This window comes from Mitsuaria sp. 7 (assembly GCF_001653795.1).
Lineage (GTDB): Bacteria > Pseudomonadota > Gammaproteobacteria > Burkholderiales > Burkholderiaceae_C > Roseateles.
In genome coordinates this window covers 3,317,805-3,334,543 of sequence record NZ_CP011514.1, presented here as the reverse complement: position 1 = coordinate 3,334,543, position 16,739 = coordinate 3,317,805, and the positions used below count along the sequence as shown (strand labels likewise).

The 16,739-nt window shown below is 66.1% G+C and carries 16 protein-coding genes and 1 pseudogene; 9 read left to right on the top strand and 8 right to left on the bottom strand.

The window, feature by feature from the left end; translation table 11 throughout:
• Positions 1–19 precede the first annotated feature (19 nt).
• A pseudogene (locus tag ABE85_RS27605) lies at positions 20–163 on the bottom strand (2-deoxy-D-gluconate 3-dehydrogenase); the annotation flags it as partial.
• 893 nt (positions 164–1,056) lie between these two features.
• Here ABE85_RS27605 and ABE85_RS27600 point away from each other — a divergent pair.
• Together ABE85_RS27600 and ABE85_RS14585 are read left to right on the top strand one after the other, a co-directional pair.
• Positions 1,057–1,563, top strand: coding sequence for a Pycsar system effector family protein (locus ABE85_RS27600; protein WP_157522411.1), 507 nt, complete (start codon positions 1,057–1,059; stop codon positions 1,561–1,563).
• A 3-nt stretch (positions 1,564–1,566) separates the two neighbouring features.
• Positions 1,567–2,268 carry an adenylate/guanylate cyclase domain-containing protein gene (locus ABE85_RS14585; RefSeq protein ID WP_067275896.1) on the top strand — a complete coding sequence of 234 codons (702 nt, stop codon included), beginning with the start codon at positions 1,567–1,569 and terminating at the stop codon, positions 2,266–2,268.
• A gap of 6 nt (positions 2,269–2,274) precedes the next feature.
• Here the strand turns inward: ABE85_RS14585 and ABE85_RS14580 are convergent, their stop codons facing one another.
• Both ABE85_RS14580 and ABE85_RS14575 read right to left on the bottom strand, forming a co-directional pair.
• Positions 2,275–2,982, bottom strand: coding sequence for a hypothetical protein (locus ABE85_RS14580; RefSeq protein ID WP_067275893.1), 708 nt, complete (start codon positions 2,980–2,982; stop codon positions 2,275–2,277).
• Positions 2,983–2,993: 11 nt separating this feature from the next.
• Positions 2,994–4,091, bottom strand: a complete 1,098-nt coding sequence (locus ABE85_RS14575) for a hypothetical protein (RefSeq protein ID WP_157522408.1) — start codon at positions 4,089–4,091, stop codon at positions 2,994–2,996.
• A gap of 190 nt (positions 4,092–4,281) precedes the next feature.
• On the opposite strand from ABE85_RS14575, the gene ABE85_RS14570 reads away from it, so the two are divergent.
• Positions 4,282–5,268: a hypothetical protein gene (locus ABE85_RS14570; protein WP_067275885.1), complete on the top strand. Its 987-nt coding sequence runs from the start codon at positions 4,282–4,284 to the stop codon at positions 5,266–5,268.
• Positions 5,269–5,683: 415 nt separating this feature from the next.
• Here ABE85_RS14570 and ABE85_RS14565 read toward each other — a convergent pair whose 3' ends face one another.
• The gene (locus ABE85_RS14565) at positions 5,684–9,376 is read right to left on the bottom strand and encodes an RICIN domain-containing protein (RefSeq protein WP_067275882.1); all 3,693 of its coding nucleotides are present in this window, start codon (positions 9,374–9,376) and stop codon (positions 5,684–5,686) included.
• 234 nt (positions 9,377–9,610) lie between these two features.
• On the opposite strand from ABE85_RS14565, the gene ABE85_RS14560 reads away from it, so the two are divergent.
• Both ABE85_RS14560 and ABE85_RS14555 read left to right on the top strand, forming a co-directional pair.
• Positions 9,611–10,873 carry a TIGR03862 family flavoprotein gene (locus ABE85_RS14560; protein WP_067275878.1) on the top strand — a complete coding sequence of 421 codons (1,263 nt, stop codon included), beginning with the start codon at positions 9,611–9,613 and terminating at the stop codon, positions 10,871–10,873.
• 70 nt (positions 10,874–10,943) lie between these two features.
• A complete protein-coding gene (locus tag ABE85_RS14555) occupies positions 10,944–12,125 on the top strand; it encodes a Fic family protein (protein WP_231993094.1) in 1,182 nt (393 codons plus the stop codon).
• A 38-nt stretch (positions 12,126–12,163) separates the two neighbouring features.
• Here the strand turns inward: ABE85_RS14555 and ABE85_RS14550 are convergent, their stop codons facing one another.
• The gene (locus ABE85_RS14550; RefSeq protein ID WP_067275872.1) at positions 12,164–12,814 is read right to left on the bottom strand and encodes an NADPH-dependent F420 reductase; all 651 of its coding nucleotides are present in this window, start codon (positions 12,812–12,814) and stop codon (positions 12,164–12,166) included.
• Positions 12,811–13,671, bottom strand: a complete 861-nt coding sequence (locus ABE85_RS14545; protein WP_082938624.1) for an inositol monophosphatase family protein — start codon at positions 13,669–13,671, stop codon at positions 12,811–12,813. The genes ABE85_RS14550 and ABE85_RS14545 overlap by 4 nt, the downstream gene beginning before the upstream one ends.
• Positions 13,672–13,758: 87 nt before the next feature.
• Between ABE85_RS14545 and ABE85_RS14540 the strand changes: the two genes are divergently transcribed.
• Positions 13,759–14,670, top strand: coding sequence for a LysR family transcriptional regulator (locus ABE85_RS14540; RefSeq protein WP_067275869.1), 912 nt, complete (start codon positions 13,759–13,761; stop codon positions 14,668–14,670).
• Between the two features lie 63 nt (positions 14,671–14,733).
• Here the strand turns inward: ABE85_RS14540 and ABE85_RS14535 are convergent, their stop codons facing one another.
• Positions 14,734–14,952: a 4-oxalocrotonate tautomerase family protein gene (locus ABE85_RS14535; protein ID WP_067275866.1), complete on the bottom strand. Its 219-nt coding sequence runs from the start codon at positions 14,950–14,952 to the stop codon at positions 14,734–14,736.
• Positions 14,953–15,141: 189 nt separating this feature from the next.
• Between ABE85_RS14535 and ABE85_RS14530 the strand changes: the two genes are divergently transcribed.
• From ABE85_RS14530 to ABE85_RS14520, 3 genes are all read left to right on the top strand, one after another.
• Positions 15,142–15,723 (top strand): hypothetical protein, encoded by a 582-nt coding sequence (locus ABE85_RS14530; protein ID WP_067275863.1) that lies wholly within the window; start codon positions 15,142–15,144, stop codon positions 15,721–15,723.
• A gap of 188 nt (positions 15,724–15,911) precedes the next feature.
• A complete protein-coding gene (locus tag ABE85_RS14525; protein WP_067275860.1) occupies positions 15,912–16,172 on the top strand; it encodes a YdaS family helix-turn-helix protein in 261 nt (86 codons plus the stop codon).
• 160 nt (positions 16,173–16,332) lie between these two features.
• On the top strand, positions 16,333–16,515 hold the full coding sequence (locus ABE85_RS14520; protein WP_067275857.1) for a CsbD family protein: 183 nt from the start codon (positions 16,333–16,335) through the stop codon (positions 16,513–16,515).
• A gap of 71 nt (positions 16,516–16,586) precedes the next feature.
• Here ABE85_RS14520 and ABE85_RS27970 read toward each other — a convergent pair whose 3' ends face one another.
• Positions 16,587–16,739: a hypothetical protein gene (locus tag ABE85_RS27970; protein WP_197507012.1), complete on the bottom strand. Its 153-nt coding sequence runs from the start codon at positions 16,737–16,739 to the stop codon at positions 16,587–16,589.

The window sequence follows — 16,739 nt, the reverse complement described above, 5'->3', positions numbered from 1 at the left end:
CCAGCGTGTGACCGTGCACTTAGCGCGCGGCGTCCGAGGCCAGGAACATGACTGCTTCCAAAAGGTCCTGCGGATCTCCCCACCGTCCCGCCGGGGTGCGAGCCAGGATGGCCTCGTTGCGCTGGGCGTCTTCGCGCAGCGCCGAGGTGTTGCTGGTCGTCATGTCTTACATGAAACTCAAAAGCTGCTCCGCTTGTGGCGCTTTGAGACGGCGGCGCATCGCATAGGTGGGCGTTCGCGAGTAAAGGCCCCTCATCGCCAACTAAGCTAGGTCGGACCTCTGCAGGACGCACATCGGTGAACAAGGAACTGCACGTTCTGGCGCCGAGTGTCACTAGTACCTGATTCCATTCTCGGGCGTCCCTTCAATCCAGCTATCGCTCAGGTCAAGAACCTAATACTGGTAATCGGGCTCGCGACGCTTCCCAGTCGTGATCGAAGGTTCAGTTGAGATGTAGCTGTGGAAGCCGGCCGCCATAGCTAGAGGCCCGACGTGACACCTGTTGCCCTCCTCGGCATCGCTGACGCGCTTCGCGTAGCTCTCGTCGCAGGTCCTATGCAGTACGGCAGCCTTCCGAGAGCCGCAGTGTGAATGGATGACGGTCGAAGGAATCCGTACTCCACGCCGATCTTCATGCTGGGCAATTCCGGAACCTCCTTTTCAAACTCCGTTCCGGCTAGGTACCCACAGAGCTTGTTTACGTCCCTAGCGATTGAGACGCAGGCCTTGAAAGCCTCGTCGAAGCCTGGAAGCACAGCGAAGATGGCGTCTCCCATCACACCAAGGACGCTCACGCCACAGTCCTCTACTGCCGTTATCGAGCCAGTCAAAACGTCTCGCACTAGTCGGCCACGCCGCTCGGTAGCTGATGTGCAGTGACGAGGTACGCGAAGCTATTGATGTCGGCAATCAGAGAGAACGCGGGGAAGTGGTCACTCTTCGGAATGTGCATGGGGAAGCTGCCCGTAGGCTGCTTTAGCTGAGTTCTGTCAGGCGTGAGAAACTGTAAGGAAATAGGTCGAGAGACGCGAGCCCACCACGCAGAGAGGTGAAAAATGAATAGCAAAGAACGTCTTTCCACTGCTCAATGGGTGTTTGAACGACAACTTGCTTGGATTTCCGCGGCTGATGCGAAGGTGGCCGTGGTTGTCACCATTGACTTGGCAATGCTGGGAGCCATCGGCGCACTGATTAGCTCTGCGGACTGGGCGGCTTGGAAAGCGGCACACAACTACTGGCCGATCGCTTTGGCGGTGCTGGCAACTGTTCCTCTAGGAGCTGCTCTCATGTACTTGGCTGCGGCAGTGCTTCCTAAGACAGACGGCCCAAAGGACTCGCTGCTGTTCTTCGGACGAATCGCGAATTTGCCTCGTTCCGACTACGTAGAGCGACTTATGAAGGCGTCGGATGACGACCTGCTGAGAGACTGGGGAGACCAGATTCATCGCAATGCAGAGGTCGCTTGTGGGAAGTTTTCGAACGTCCAGAGCGGCATGCGAGCGTCATTCATTGCCATCATGTTCTGGGTGCCAGCAATCATCGCCTTGCTCAATAAGGCTTAAACGATGGGAACGTCGAAGCAGGACCTCTTCGAAGCGGTCAACGCGTGCTTCACCTCAAAGTGGAACGTACAGTTGACTTCATCTGTTCCAGAGGCAACAGATCTTTCTTTGGCTGGCCCTCACGCCAAGGCGCTGGGTATCGCCACTGTGCTGTACGCCGATCTGGATGGGTCGACCGACATGGTCAACCAGTTCGAGTGGTGGTTCAGTGCCGGCGTGTATAAGGCCTATCTGCGTTGCGCAGCCAGCATCATCCGCAGCCGGGCAGGCGCCATAACCGCGTACGACGGCGACAGGGTGATGGCAATTTTCATCGGGCAGAGTCAATGCGCTGACGCGGTAATCGCGGCGATGCAGATTAATTGCGCTGTGCATGAAGTTATCCGGCCAACGATCCAGCAGCGCTATCCTCAGGAGCGGTTTACGCTCCGTCACGCCGTGGGAATCGACCGTAGTCAGATTCGGGCTGCACGCATCGGAATTCGCGCAGACAACGACCTAGTGTGGATAGGTCGAGCGGCCAACTACGCTGCGAAGTTGACCTCCATCAGTGGCCCGCCGATTCGAGTGACTGGCGAAGTAATAGCCGAATTGCCATACGGCCTGAGGGTGCACAACGGAAATGGGATGTGGAGCACGCATACCGAGCCGATGCTTGCTGGTCAGACGATCTTCTCTTCCGACTACATGCACACGCTGCCCTGAGTCCGTTCAGAGATCGCCCGGTGCAACGCCGAATCGGATGCGCAACTCGTCAAGGGAGTACGTGCGCACGTCGACCGAAAGCCTGAATCCTTCAAGAGCTTTGTTGATTGGATCTGTCGGGAGGTACACGTCTCCGGGCTGCGCGAAGACCAGTACGAGAATGACCTTCACGCTTTTCCAGTTCATTCGTTCAGTTGTGTCGGCTATGCGTTCGAGCGCTAGTCGGATGCCTTCTGGATTCGCGGGGCCGGGGAAGAACCTCACTTCGACGATGTTCAGCTTTCCTCCCTGTGCGAAAGCAGCATCGAAGCCGGCACTTGGTCCTGCAGAAATCTGACGATTCAACGGAACACCGAGATCGGCTTGAAGTGCGCGGAGTGCCAAGTCCTCCGCGAGCAAGTACTTTGGCGGAGTGCCGTTTTGCGTGGGCCTCGTTCCACCACCCTTGGCGGAGATCGTGCCGCCGTCCGACGCCTCCTTCAGTTCAATCTGCGCCCGTAGACGCTGCTGGTCTGCTGGCTCAGCCTTCATCTCCGATAGTTCGAACCAGCCCGCCTTCACTGCGCTGCCCGCGTCCACTCGCTTTCGCAGTGAGCCCAAGAGCTCTCGAATGGGCCGATTGAACCAGAGCGTCAACGCGACGATCAGCGTGATCCAAGCGAGCGTTTGGAGCAGGGGAACGAAAGGAGCGAGCGGGGTCAAATAGTTCGACATGGACGCCGCCGCTAGGTGAGTAGATTCGAACGCCTCGCCCCGCGCTTACGAACGAACCAAGAAGCCAGGAGCATCAAGCCAAGCGATGCTTGGAGGGCTGTGGACGGTTCAGGTACTGCCGCCGTGACCGGGTTCAACATAAACGCCGACATCGTGCCGTTCAGAACGCCGAACCCAACGATGCGACCGTCTGAAGTCGCGTCTTGCGCGGAGAGCAGTAGCCAGCCTTCACCCTGCCCCACAGCCAGTGCATTGTTCAGATCGAACGAGCCGTACTCTTTGGAGTATGCGAACGCGTGCATAGGGCCGCTGCCGTACTGGCCGCCTGGCGTGAACCTCCCGACCACTAGGCCGGAGTCACTGATCCCGTAGGCTTGGCTAAAGGTGCGGTCGCCAAACTGAGCTCCGATGTCGACGAGAGTCTGTCCGTCGTAGATTAGCGCGTGCTCAGTGAACCACCGGTTCTCACCGTAGCCAACTGCCATGCCGGCGCCGTTCAAGGCCATGAATTGCGAGTTGTTGCCTCCGATGGAGCCAAAGGTCTGAAGTCCGCCTGTTGGGCTCCACAGCGCCGCGGTGCTGTGACCGGTTGCGTAGTCGTAGCTGAGACCGGCAAACAGATTGCTGTTGTTAACGTCAAGGACGTTCAGTCCCCGCGGGTTCATTTGAGCCCCCAAGGCAGACGTGTAGTACCACTGATCGCCGGCGACCGAGCCCACGTCGTTGATCGCGCTAGCGCGAAGGTAGGGAGTTGCGCCGCTAGGCATCGGGAGCGCCTGGAGTCCCCCCTCCACGGAGAATTTGAACGGTTGGGAGCCACCGGAGCCGGCGAAGTTGGAGTAACCCACTACCTCTCCGGCGTTGTTGAGTCCGTAAGCGATGCTCGAGATGGCGTAGGGCGCGGGGTTGATTAGCGTTTGACCGATTCCTGGCGTGTACAGGAACGCTCTGTTCGCGAGGCTAGACCAGCCAGCCACTTGACCTGACTCATTGACCCTCCAGGCCGTTCCTTCCCCCAATGATGTGATGGTGTAGGTCGGCGTACCGGCTGCATTAGCGACAGCCGAACTCAGAACGAGTGCCGCCAGCGAAAGTAAACGATTTTTCATTTTTTCCTCCCTGATTTTTGGGAGGAACTCTATCCGCTCAGGGCGAATCTCGGTCCCCGCGAGCGGGGGGGCAAAGTGCCGATGACATGCCATTCGGTCAGAGGGGTTCACAATGGTTAGGGTGAAGCCGCAAAAACCATATGGACCTTGCCGACTGACGGGAGACGTCGGTCCTTACGTGAAGTCGCACTTGATCCCACTCGCGTTAACCCGACTCAGTGGCTCCGGTGCGAAGTTTTTGGAGGCAGGCATCGGCCTCGGCAAGAAGCGTAGATCAAACAGCTGGTACGACCTCGGATTGGTCACCCGAAAAGGCGAAGACATCCTTGCTGAGATTGACGACGCCGGCATTGAGATCCTCCGAGAACACAGGCTCGTGTGGAGCAGTTGGGCCGCGAACGCGTTGAAGGATGAAGGTCTCCAGGAGCTTGACACTGCCGGCCTTTTCCGATTCATCAAGATTCAGAATCCAGCTGTACTGCAACTCTTCTTCTTGAGCCTACTTTGGCGAGCAGGGGCCAGCGACCGCGACGAGTTCAGCGACGTCGTACTTTCTTCAGACGTGCTCGTGGACCTAACAGATCGCATCGTGCGTCGGGATGCTGGAAACTTCATGGACTATCCGGTGCAACTTTTTCAGCTCTCGACCAAGGGAGTGATGCACAACCGTACGCCCATCCTGGAGCGCAAGTGGACGCTCGGGTTGGACGGGAGCCGAGGTCCGGATGTTGACTACGTCAGGTTCTATCTGGATGGACTAGTCGCTCATGTTCATATCGGAAGGGAGGTAAGCTTCCCAGAAGGCTACGAGCTCAGCTGCCTTAGTTCCATTGATGCAACGACGGTATTCCAGAACGACTTCAAAGAGTCTCGTACCTGGGAAAACATGCAAGAGATGATGGAGACAGTGGAGCGTGAACACCTCACCGCCCCGGGTAGGCGAACGATGATCGTAAGTGCTCTCGTAAATGCCTGGCCAAGGCGAAGCGACTCCATTGACGCCCCGAAGCTTCAGGGACCTGTGGTGGTGGTGCCAAGTGTTGGGAGTGAAGGTCCTCTGGATGATGTCTCGGAAGATTTGCAGCGCAGATTGAGCGCCTTCGAACAGGCCCTCGCGCGCCAAGCGGCGGCGCTCGACCTGAATGGTGCGAATGGGTCGGAAGCCGAGGTGCAGTGACGCATCAATTCCACTGGCATTGCCCGCATACCGGAATCGGTTACGTCGCACCAATGATCAGACTCGAAGCTCCAGAACATAACGTCTTGACGCTTCACACATAGTCGGCAGCACGCGCGCCACGAACAGGGCCTATCCCTCTTCCCCTCGCTAACGCGCGAGCCAGCCTCCATCCACCGCCAGCGTGTGCCCATGGACATAGCGGGCCGCCCGAGCCCCGTGTCACGAAGCGCTTCGCCGCCGCCTGCGACAGCCGAAAGACGGTGCCGAGGTTCACCGCCATCACCTCGTCCCAGTTGGCTTCGGTGAAGTCGATCGCCGCCTACCGCCGGATATGGAGCCAGTCCAAGTGAAGGCGTGAAGGACTGAACGGGCAAGGCGGTTGGTCGAGCCCACGGCCCCCTTCAGCGTTCCCTCACTCCCGCCACATCCGCCCGCTCCAGTCGGAGAAGGTCTTCAAGCGCTGTGCCTCCGCGCCATGGTTGCGCGCGGAGATCACGCTCCAGGTGATGTACTGCTCGCTGGTCCAGTCGACCCAGCCGCCCACCAGGTGCGGCTGGCCCTTGCTGTTCAAGGGCAGCGGCGTGCGCTTCGCGTCGAGGCAGAAGCGGAAGCCCGACCTGATCTCCGGCTCGCTGCCGAACAGCGCGTTCGGATCGCAGCGGCGCCACTGCTCGTAGGTCGTGTTCGCGTACATCGCGTTGTAGAGCGAGATCGAGCTGTTGATGAACATCAGGTGCAGCCCGGGCGTCACGTCGTCCAGCAGGCGGAAGCGCGACTTCTCCCAGCTCTCCGGACCGCGGTCGACGACCTCGCCCACGCCCAGCTTGTGGATGGCGAGCGAGGCCCGGCTGCGATGCCCTTCGTTGCGGAAGAGATCGGTCGGCGCGGCGGGATCCGGCTTGTTGAAGGAGAGGTTGGTGTTGGCCAGTTGCGCCAGCTTGGTCCGCACCTGGAAGTAGCGCGCCAGGTGGGACGCCGACACCTGCGACGGTGCCTTGGCCGTCATCAGGTCGTCGACCACCGCCGTCGTGAAGCCCATGTGGTACGGCCAGTCCATCGGCCCTTCGGACGCGCCGGTCCAGCCCGGGTTCACCGTCATCTGCAACTGGTACCACTGGTTGGTGCGGTAGTACGAGGTCAGTCGCGGCTCCCACGAGAAGTAGAACTCGCGCTTGCCCTGCGGCGTCTGCTCGTCGACGTAGAGCATGTGCGGCGCCATGTAGAACACGCTGGGCCAGCTGAACGGCCAGCCGCGCTTCTCGCCTTCGCCCACCCACTTGCCGCTGGCGTCCTTCCTGCCGCGGAACCACGAGGCCTGGCCTTCCAGCCCGTACTCGTGCGCGAGCTCCCACTGCTTGACGCCCATCCAGTGGATCATCCCGAACATGGCGCGTTCGATGAAGGCCTCCTTGCTGTAGCCGGCCTTCGCGTTCGGATAGAGCGCGGTCGCCGAGGACTGCGTCGAGGACGACAGCAGGGCCTGCAGCTTGCGGCCGCCGATCTCGGCGCCGTAGGGCTGCGACGGATTCGACGACACGCGGCTGCCGCGACCGCCGCCCACGAAGTCCAGGATGCGCATGCCCGGATCGGTCAGCCAGTACTGCGCGCGTTCGCGCTGGTCCGCGGTCAGGTGGCTCCAGTCGCCGTACACCCCGTTCGGATTCTTGTTGGCCGCCAGCCAGTCGGCGATGCGCTTGACTACCTTGATGGGGTTGGAGCCGTCGTCGCCCTTGGTCTCGAACAAGCCCTGACCCTGGCCCGCGTCCGGCGTCCAGATGTCCAGCGGATGCGTGATCGGCAGCCACGCGTTCCAGTCGGGGAGCTGCAGCGGGATGGGCATCTCGCGCGTGTTCAGCACCTTGCCCGGGCTCGGGTCCATCGCGGCGTCGAGCTCGGCCTGCGTCACCGCGGCCGTGCTGTTGGCCGCCTTGCCGGCGAAGACGTTGACGAAGGACTTCGCGTCCGGCAGCACCGCGTCGATGCCCGCGCCGGCCGCCCATTCGACGACGGGCTTGCCGTCCATGCCGGGGCCGGGCTGGTAGGGCGGATTCCACGGCGTGGCCTGCGGCACGTGCGGGACCTGCGTCAGCGCCGCGCGCAGGTAGGCGGAGATCTGCCGGCCCTGCGTCTCGCTCAGGCCATGGAAGCGTGAGCGCTGGACGATCGCGTTGTCCGAATAGTTGAAGTACTGCAGGTCGCGGCCGGTGGCCGCATGGCAGGACGCGCAGGCGGCGCGCATCCGGGTGTTGACCACCGGGGATTTGAGCAGCAGGCCGGAGGCGTTCCACAGCACCTTGCCCTTGTCCGCATCGGCCGTCCAGACGCGGCCGGCCTGCTTCTCGGCGGCGATGTCGGCCCAGCGGCGCGGGTTGGTCGCGAGGTTGCGGCCGCTCGCGTCCTGCAGCTGCAGGTCGAGGATGCGGAAGCCGTTGGAGTTGCCGTCGGTGCCGTTGAAGCGGAACTCGATGCGGTTGGTGGCGGGGCTCGCGACCAGGCGCGCCCGCGCGGTGCTGTCCAGCGGCACGCGGAAGCGGAGGGTCAGCAGCCCGCCGTTGACGCCGCCGTGAGCGCGCTCGATGTCGTCGAGCTGCACGCCGGTGTCGCTGATCGGGATCCACGCCGCCGCGCTGGTGTTGTTGGCGTTGGCGGCGCCTATCACGCGCAGGCTGCCGGCGATGGCCGTCAGCGGCTTGCTGAGCGCCTCGAACTCCGGGGAGTTGTAGAAGCCGCAGCGATGGCAGCGCACCACCAGCTGCGTCGCGGTGGAGAGCGACGCGGCATCGAGCGACAGCTCGGCGCCGACGACGGTCGGCGCGTCGGGCGCGCCGGCGCCGAGGACTTCGATCGGCAGGGTCAGCGTGGGAGCCGGGCCGGGGGCCGGTGCGGGGCCAGGCGCCGGCGCTGGTCCCGGTGGAGGCGCCGGGGGCGGTGGAGGCGGCGGCGGTGGCGGGGGCGGCGGCGGCGGCGGTGTCGGCGAAGGGGCCGGGGCCGGTGGCGGCGTGGGAGACGGCGCGGGCGCAGGCGGTGCCGGCGTCGGCGCCGGGCCTTGCGCGTCCGTCGCCTGCAGGCGCCAGCGCTGGTTGTCGCCGTTGCCGCAATCCCATTGCTGGATGCGGCCGCCGGCGGCGACGCTGAAGTCCTTCACGTCCAGGCACTTGCCGGAATGCTTGGCGGCGATGTTGAACGCGTCGCCCTTGGCGGTGACGGCGAAGCGCTGGTTCGCGCCGGCACCGTAGCTCCACTGCTGGAGCAACGCGCCGTTCACGGTGGAGATGTCGCTGACGTCCAGCCCCTTGCCGCTGTTGATGTTGCGGAACGCGTAGCTGCCGTCGGCCGCGGCCATGACCTCGAAGCGCTGGCTGGCGGCACTGCCGCAGGCCGCGAGTTGCGTCTTGGCGCCGTCGGCCGTGCTCGCGCCTTCGATGTCCAGGCACAGGTCCGACTGGACGCCGCGCACGCTGTACTGGCCCACCGGCAGTAGGCCGCGCGACGCCGACGCACGCGGATAGAGGAAGAACTGATGCACGGCCTCGGCAGTGAGGCAGCTCGCCTGCTGGATCTGCACGCCGTTGGCGACCGATCGGCCGGGGAGGGTCAGGCACTTGCCGCTGGACGCGTTGACGACCCGGACCCGGTTGCCGTTGGCGCGCCACAGGCGGAAGCGCTGCGCGTCGGTGTCGTTGCCGGTCGCCTGCTGGATGGCCGCGCCGTCGGCGCGCGAGGCGCCGGTCAGTTCCAGCACCTTCGAGGTGGCGGCGTTGGTCAGCTTGTAGAAGCCGTTGCCTTGCAGGGTCAGGTCGAAGGCCTGGTTCACGCTGTCACTGCAGGTCGTCTGCTGGACGCGTCCGCCGTCCGCTGCAGCAGGCACGGCTTCGACGCATTTGCCGGACAGCGCGTTCATCAGCACGTAGCGGCCCGCGGCCACCACCGGCGACGGATCGGGCGCGAGCGCCTCGGCGTTCACGCGGTCGCTCGCCGACGGGCCGGTCGACGACTCGGGGGAGTCGGCGCCGCCGCAGGCGCTCAGCAGCACGCTGACGGCGAGCGCGATCGTGGTCGGCGCGGCCTGGAGCCTGAGCAGGCCTGGGCTGATGGAGGTGTGCATGCGCGTCTCTCGTTGGTGTGTGTCTGGATCGATTCCATTCTTTGCCGCGGGTGAAAGCGGTTCCAACGGGGAGAGGCAAGAGCTGCAATCAACGGTAAACGCCGCGGATCGCGGTACCTCTTCCGGGTGAGCCGGCCCCGGAACGGCGGGCGTCATCAGGCGCCGGGCCGCCCGGATCCGGGCGATCGCCAGGGTCTGGCACACTGCGCGGCCCTGCGCAGTACCCTCCATCACATGCCTACCTCCGAATCCCCCCGTCGCGCCGTCGTCATCGGCGGCGGCCCCGCCGGCCTCATGGCCGCCGAGCGCCTCGCCCATGCCGGGCTTTCCGTCGACCTCTACGACGCCATGGCCTCGGTCGGGCGCAAGTTCCTCCTGGCGGGCAAAGGGGGCTTGAACCTGACGCACTCGGAGGCCCGTCCCGACTTCGACTCGCGCTTCTTCGAGCGCCAGACGCAGGTCGGCGGCTGGCTGGACCGCTTCGATGGCGAGGCGCTGCGCGCCTGGGCCCAGGGCCTCGGCGTCGAGACCTTCGTCGGGACGTCCGGGCGCGTCTTTCCCAGGGACCTGAAGGCCGCGCCGATGCTGCGCGCCTGGCTGTCGCGCCTGCGCGCGCAAGGCGTGCGCTTCCACATGCGGCATCGCTGGCTCGGCTGGGACGCGGAGGGCGCGCTGCGATTCAACTCATCTGAAGGCGAAACGACCGTGAACGCGGAGGCGGTCGTGCTCGCGCTGGGCGGTGCCTCGTGGCCGCAGCTCGGCTCGGACGGCGCGTGGGCGCCGCTGCTCGCCGAGGTCGGCGCGACCGTGTCGCCACTGCGGGCCGCCAATTGCGGCTTCGATCTCGGCGTGACGCGCGACGGCGCGTCACCGGGCTGGTCGCCGTTCTTCGCCGAGAAATTCGCGGGTCAGCCGCTCAAGCCCGTGGCGCTGAGCGCCGAAGGTGTCGATGGCCGCAGCTTCTCGCGTCAAGGCGAGTTCGTCGTGACCGCGACCGGCATCGAAGGCTCGCTGGTCTACGCCGTTTCCGCGCTGCTGCGCGAGAAGATCGAGCGCGACGGAGAAGCGCTCGTCCACCTGGACCTGCTGCCCGGTCGCGATGCGGCGTGGGTGCTGGAGCAGGTCGCCCATCCGCGCGGCTCGCGCTCCTTGTCCTCGCACCTGAAGAGCCGCTTGAACATCGAAGGCCTGAAGGCCGGTCTGCTGCACGAGGTGCTCACGAAGGACGAGTACGCCGATTCTGCGACGCTCGCCCGCACGCTGAAGGCGCTGCCGTTGCGCCTGCGCGCCGCACGCCCGGTCGCGGAAGCCATCAGCACCGCCGGCGGCGTGACGATCGAGTCGCTCGACGAGCGGCTGATGCTGAAGACCAGGCCCGGCGTGTTCGTCGCCGGCGAGATGCTGGATTGGGAAGCGCCGACGGGCGGCTATCTGCTGACCGCGTCCATGGCCAGCGGCCTGGTCGCGGGCGAGGGCGCGGCAGCCTACCTGGGCTGAATCGGCGACGTGAGCCGCATTTGACGAAATACGGCTCAATGAATGAGCCGCAAGTGACAGAATGCGGCTCATGACCCCCAAACCCAAGACGTCGACCTGGGTCTGGCAGCGCGACGACTGGACGGACTTCCACTACGTCGCGCAAGACCTGGCACCCTTCCTGGCCGAGGCCTATCTGATGCACGGCAGCATCGAAGGCAAGGCCATGGCCATCGGCCTGGGCGCGGAGAGCGCCATCGTGCTGGACCTGTTCTCCGACGAGGTGGTGGCGACCGCCGCGATCGAAGGCGAGCAGCTGTCGATCGATGCCGTGCGCTCCTCCGTGCTGAGGCGGCTGGGGCTCAGCCAGGCAGGGCCGGTCGACCGGCACGTCGACGGCCTGGTCGCCGTGATCGCCGATGCGACCGAGGGCTTCGATCAACCCTTGGATCAGGACCGGTTGTGCCGCTGGCAGGCGGCGCTGTTCCCGAACGGCACTTCGGGCTTCCAGCGGATCGCCGTCGGGCGGTATCGCGATCACGAAGACCCGATGGTGATCGTCAGCGGACGTCCCGGCCGGGAAGTGGTGCACTACCAGGCGCCCGCATCGCGCGACGTGCCGGCCGAGATGGCGCGATTCCTCGACTGGTTCGCCGCGACCACGCCGCGCAAGGGCGTGCCGCCCTCGCTGGACGGCCCCCGGCTCGACGGCATCGCCCGGGCCGCGATCGCGCATCTCTGGTTCGAGAGCATCCATCCCTTCGATGACGGCAATGGGCGGATCGGTCGGGCCATCGTCGACATGGCGATCACGCAGCATCTGCGCCCGCCGATGCGGCTCCACAGCCTGTCCAGGCAGTTGTTGACCTCGCGCAGCGAGTACTACGCCGAATTGAACCGGGCTTCGCGCGGCGGCGCGGATGTGACCGCGTGGGTGCAGTGGTTCGTGCGTCAGTACACCGCCGCCTGCGATGCCGCGGACCGGATCATCGAATCCGCCATCGAGAAGCGCCGGTTCTGGGACACGCACGCCGCAAGCACGCTCGCCGAGCGTCAGCGCAAGGTGCTGCAGCGCCTGCTTGACGATGGCGACGGTGGGTTCCTCGGCGGGCTCAACGCCGAGAAGTACATGAAGATGACCGGCGTGTCGAAGGCGACGGCGACCCGCGACCTGTCGGACATGACCGCGGCGGGGCAGCTTCGCGCGCAGGGCGTGGGCAAGGCGGTGCGGTACTACGTCAACGTTCCGGGGTGGACCCATGGCGTCGAATGAAGGGATCCCCGACGCGCGAGCGCCCGCCGGGACCCGGTTCAGGCCGCGACCGTCAGCGCAAACGGCTTGAACCCTTTGGCGGCCACGACATGGGGCGCCATGAGGATCATCGCTTCGGTGGCGCGTGCGCTGGCGATGCCGCCGAGGTCGAGGATCCACTCATCCGGCCAACCCAGCGAGGCCAGCAGCGTCCGAACCTGCGTCTTGGCATCAACGTCTTCTGCGCTGAGGAAAACCTGCGCCGGCGTGGCCAGGCTGCGCGGCGCGGTCATGACGGTGAAGAACATCGTGTTCAAGGCCTTCACCACGCGTGTCTCCGGCAACGCGGCCTGGATCCGCTGTCCCAGGCTGCCGTCCGGATAGAGCAGGTCGCCCGGCGCCCCGTTGGGTTGACGCACGGTGGCGTTGGACACGTCCACCAGCACCTTGTCCCGCAACGGGAGGCGAAGGCCGGTGAGCAGTTCCAGCGCGGTGTGTCCCGGCGTGGCGTGGAAGACGACGGGCGACGCCGCGGCCGCTTCGGCCAGCGTGGCGTGGCGGACCGCCGGCCCCTGCCATGCGGGAGCGCCCGTCGAGAGCGTGCGATGCCCCACGGTCACGACGTGACCCCGCTCGGCGAAGGCCCGGGCCAGGTTGGCGCCGACGCGTCCCGCGCCGAGGATGCTGACGGGCTGAAGATCCTTGTTCATGCCACTTCTCCCAGCACGGCCAGCGCTTCGCGCTGGATGCCCGGCGCGCTGGCCAGGAAGTCGTTGCTGGCGAAAGACCAGGGCCGGCCCTGCAGGTCGGTCACCGAGCCGCCCGCTTCCGACACCAGCAGCGCACCGGCTGCCAATCCGGACCGCACATCGCTGTGCTGCCAGAAGGCATCGGTCTGACCACCCGCCACCAGTCCGAGCTGGAAAGTGGCCGGCACGGTCATCCGCACGACCAGCGCCGAGTTCAGCATCGCCGTCACCGACGCGCCTATCCGTCGGTAGGTCTCCGCAGACTCGCCGGGCCTGGCCTGTCCCGTGGTGACGATGGCGGCCTTCAACTCGGTCTTGGTCGACGGCCGCAAGGGCTCGCCGTTGAGCGCCGCGACGCCGCTGCCGCGCACCGCCGTGTAGAGGCGGTCGGCCACGGGCTCGTACACCACCGTGAGGTGCGGCGCGCCGTCGCGCACCAGCGTCGCGCTGATGCCCCATTCGCTCAGGCCATGCACGTGGTTCACGTTGCCTTCCACGGCGTCGAAGATCCACCAGTCGCCGGGCGGCAGCACGCCGCCTTCGAGTTCGTCGTCCACCCAGCCCGCCGTCGGCAGGCTGCGTTCCAGCAGCCGGCGAGCGATGGCGAGCGAGGCGTCGTCGTTGGCATGGATGGCGCGGACGAGGCTGCCGAGATCGTCGGGCGTGCGGGTCCGTTCGCTGAAGGCGTCCAGCATCGTCCGGCCGGCAAGGCGGACGGCCGCGACCGCGGCAGCGAGGACGGCGCCGTCCGTCGGATCAGAGGCGGCGATGTCGGCGAGCCGTTCGGCGGTCTGGCGTTCGGTATCGAAGGAGGTCATGGGGTGCTTCGTGGTGTCGATGGATCGATTGTTGGCAGTCGACCGATTAACATCAAATCAATTGGGATGAACCGTGAGTTAACCGTCATGCAACTGGACATGAATCTGCTCGTGGCGCTGGATGCGCTGCTGGATGAGGGCAGCGTGGGCGGCGCCGCCGCGCGCATGCATGTGAGCTCGCCGGCGATGAGCCGCACGCTGGACCGGATCCGCCACATGACGGGCGACGCGATCCTGGTGCGCAACGGCCGCGCGATGACCCCCACGCCGTACGCGCAGGCGATCCAGGCCGACGTGCATGACGTGGTGCTGCGCGCCCGGACGGTGCTGGCGCGGCAGAGCCGCTTCGACATCGCGCAGGTCGAGCGCACCTTCACGATCCAGTGCCATGACGCGCTGGCCGCGGCGCTCGGTCCGCCGCTGCTGGCCGCGCTGCGCAAGGCCGCACCGCTGGCCGTCCTGCGCATGCCGGCGGAGGGCGCGGCCGACGCGCAGGAGCTTCGGCAGGGGCAGGTCGACCTGCAGATCGGCGCGGCCATCCCGACGCACGCCGACGTGCTGCATGAGGTGCTCGGGGAGGATCGTCCGATGGTGGTGATGCGCGCCCGGCACCCGTTGGCGGGTCGCAAGCTGACGCTGCGCGGCTACGCGGAGGCGGACCACGTCACGGTCTCGCGACGCGGCCGCTTGCGGGACACGGTGGACGACGCGCTGGCGACGCAGGGCATGGCGCGCCGCGTGGTGGCCGCCGCGCCCACGGTGGCGGCGGCGCTGGCGTGGGTCGGCGCCGCCGATCTGCTGACGCTGGTGCCCGAGCGGATCAGCGCCGGCGCCGCGCGGGCGCTGAAGCTCAAGGTCGTGCCTGTCCCGTTGCGCACCCCGGCGCTGCCCATCGTGGCGACCTGGCATCGCCGCCACGAGGGCGACCAGGCCCACGCCTGGCTGCGCGAGCAGGTGCGTGGCCTGGTGGTGAAGCTGCTCGCGCCGTCCGACGCCTGAATGCCGGCGGGGACGGCGGGAGCGCGACGCTGGAGCGACGCTCCCGGGCCGTCCGGACGACGACTACCGCTGCTTCGGCTTGAGTCCCATCTTCTCGAGCGTCAGTGTCTCGTCCGCGCGGCCCCAGCCGCCGTCGGCGACCTCGTCGACCAGGACCATCGTGTAGGGGCGTGCGCGCTCGCCGAAGTACTCGACGAACATGGCCGTCACGCGGTGGATGATTTCCTCCTTGCGGGCGGCGTCGGCGACGCCCTCGGGGAGCTTGATGTTGGCGAAGGGCATGGTGGCCTCGTTTGAAATGAAGTGATGACGGAAGTGATTCTTCGGAATCGGCGCGCTTCGAAAAAGAGCCTCACGCCGTCTTCACTTGCCAACGGGGACCAACAATGCGAGCCGGGAAAGCGGGACGTTTCGCTGGCTCCGGGCCACCGGTCATGCGGATGACATGAAGCTGGGCGACCCTGCGTCGCGATGCGCCCTGCGACTGGATCCCCCGCCCGCACGCTCGCCGGCTGGCTGCGCCAGATGCGGGGCGTGCTGCTGTTGCTGCTGTGCGCCGCGGTCCCGTTGTATGGCGCCGCAGGCGCGCGGCTGAGCACGCTCGGCCCGGCGCATCACCACCGCGCCGCTCCCGCCGTCGATCACGACCACGACTCGCCCTCGGTTGCGCAGACCTGGCGCGAGCTCGTCCATCGGGGGCTGCAGGCGCTGGCAGGCCAGGAGGCCTCGCAGGTCCTCGACAACGCGCGGGCGCGGCAGCAGCAGGCCGAGCTCCAGTTGCAGCGGGGCGGCAAATCCGCGCATGTCCATGCCCACGGCCTTTTCGAGCGCCACCATCACCTGGCCGACGATCCCACCGTCGTGCTGGACGACCACGACGGGCCTTCGTTGAGCGACGCTGCGGCGCTGGGCGGCTATGTCCTGCCCATGGCGAACGTCGTCATGCCGCGCATCCCCATGCCCGCGAGCGCCAACGGCCATTGGCCGCGCGCCGAGCCGCCGACCTGGCGCAGCATCGGCGACACGCGACTGGAGCGACCGCCCCGGCGCTGAACGGCCGAGATGGCGCGCGCACCGGTCCATGCTCCTGGCACGGAGGTCGCGCGCTCCGCCTTTCTCCGCCGTTCCGCATCGCCCGGGCCGCCGTCGCGGAGCCCGTCCGATGCGGTCATGCCGCCGCGCCCTGACGCGCGTGCGGCGCCATCGTCTGTCCGCCCCGCGCGGCAGCAGGATTTCTCGTCATGGACATGTCCTCCACCTGGCAGGGCGCGGTCGACCGCGCCGTGCACCTGTGCGGCAGTCAGGCCGCACTCGCCCGTCATCTGAAAGTCCCCCGGCAGCACGTCAGCGAAGCCCGCACCGGCGGACGCACCATTCCCACCGACCGGCTGCCGGCGCTCGGCCAGCTCGTCCACATGACGCCGGCCGAACTCTGGACGCTGCAGGAGATCGCCAACATGCCGCGACGCAATCCGTTCGCCCGTGAATGCGACGGGCTGTGAATGCGCCGTGCATGACTTGTGCGGGAGGCGTCCAGCGACGTAGGACCGCGCCGACGCGAAGACGCGCCGCCCACCGTCACGCGCCGCGAGACCAGCGTCCTACTATCAGTTCCGTGCCATCGCACCCTGCGAGATACGCAGTAACTTTCTGGAGTAGACGATGAACAAGGACCAAGTGAAGGGCGCCGTCAAGGACGCCGCAGGCAAGGTGCAACAGAAGACCGGTGAGGTCATCGGCAGCACCGAACAGCAGGCCAAGGGCCTGGCCAAGCAGGTCGACGGCAAGGCCCAGAAGGCCTACGGCGACGTGAAGGAAGCGGCCAAGGACGCCGGCAAGCACTGACGCCCTGCGTCAATGAAAAACGCCGGCGGGACGCGAGTCCCGCCGGCGTTGCTCATTGGCCCGGCGCGTGATCAGCCCGGCTTGTTCTTCAGCTTGCCCTTGGGCGCCACGGCCGTCATCGGCGCGACCGGCCGGGTGGAGACGGAGGACGATTCCTTCGGGGTGCTGGTGTCCTTCTTGGGCTTCTTGTTGGCCTTGTCGTTGCGTTGCTCGCCTTTTGGCAT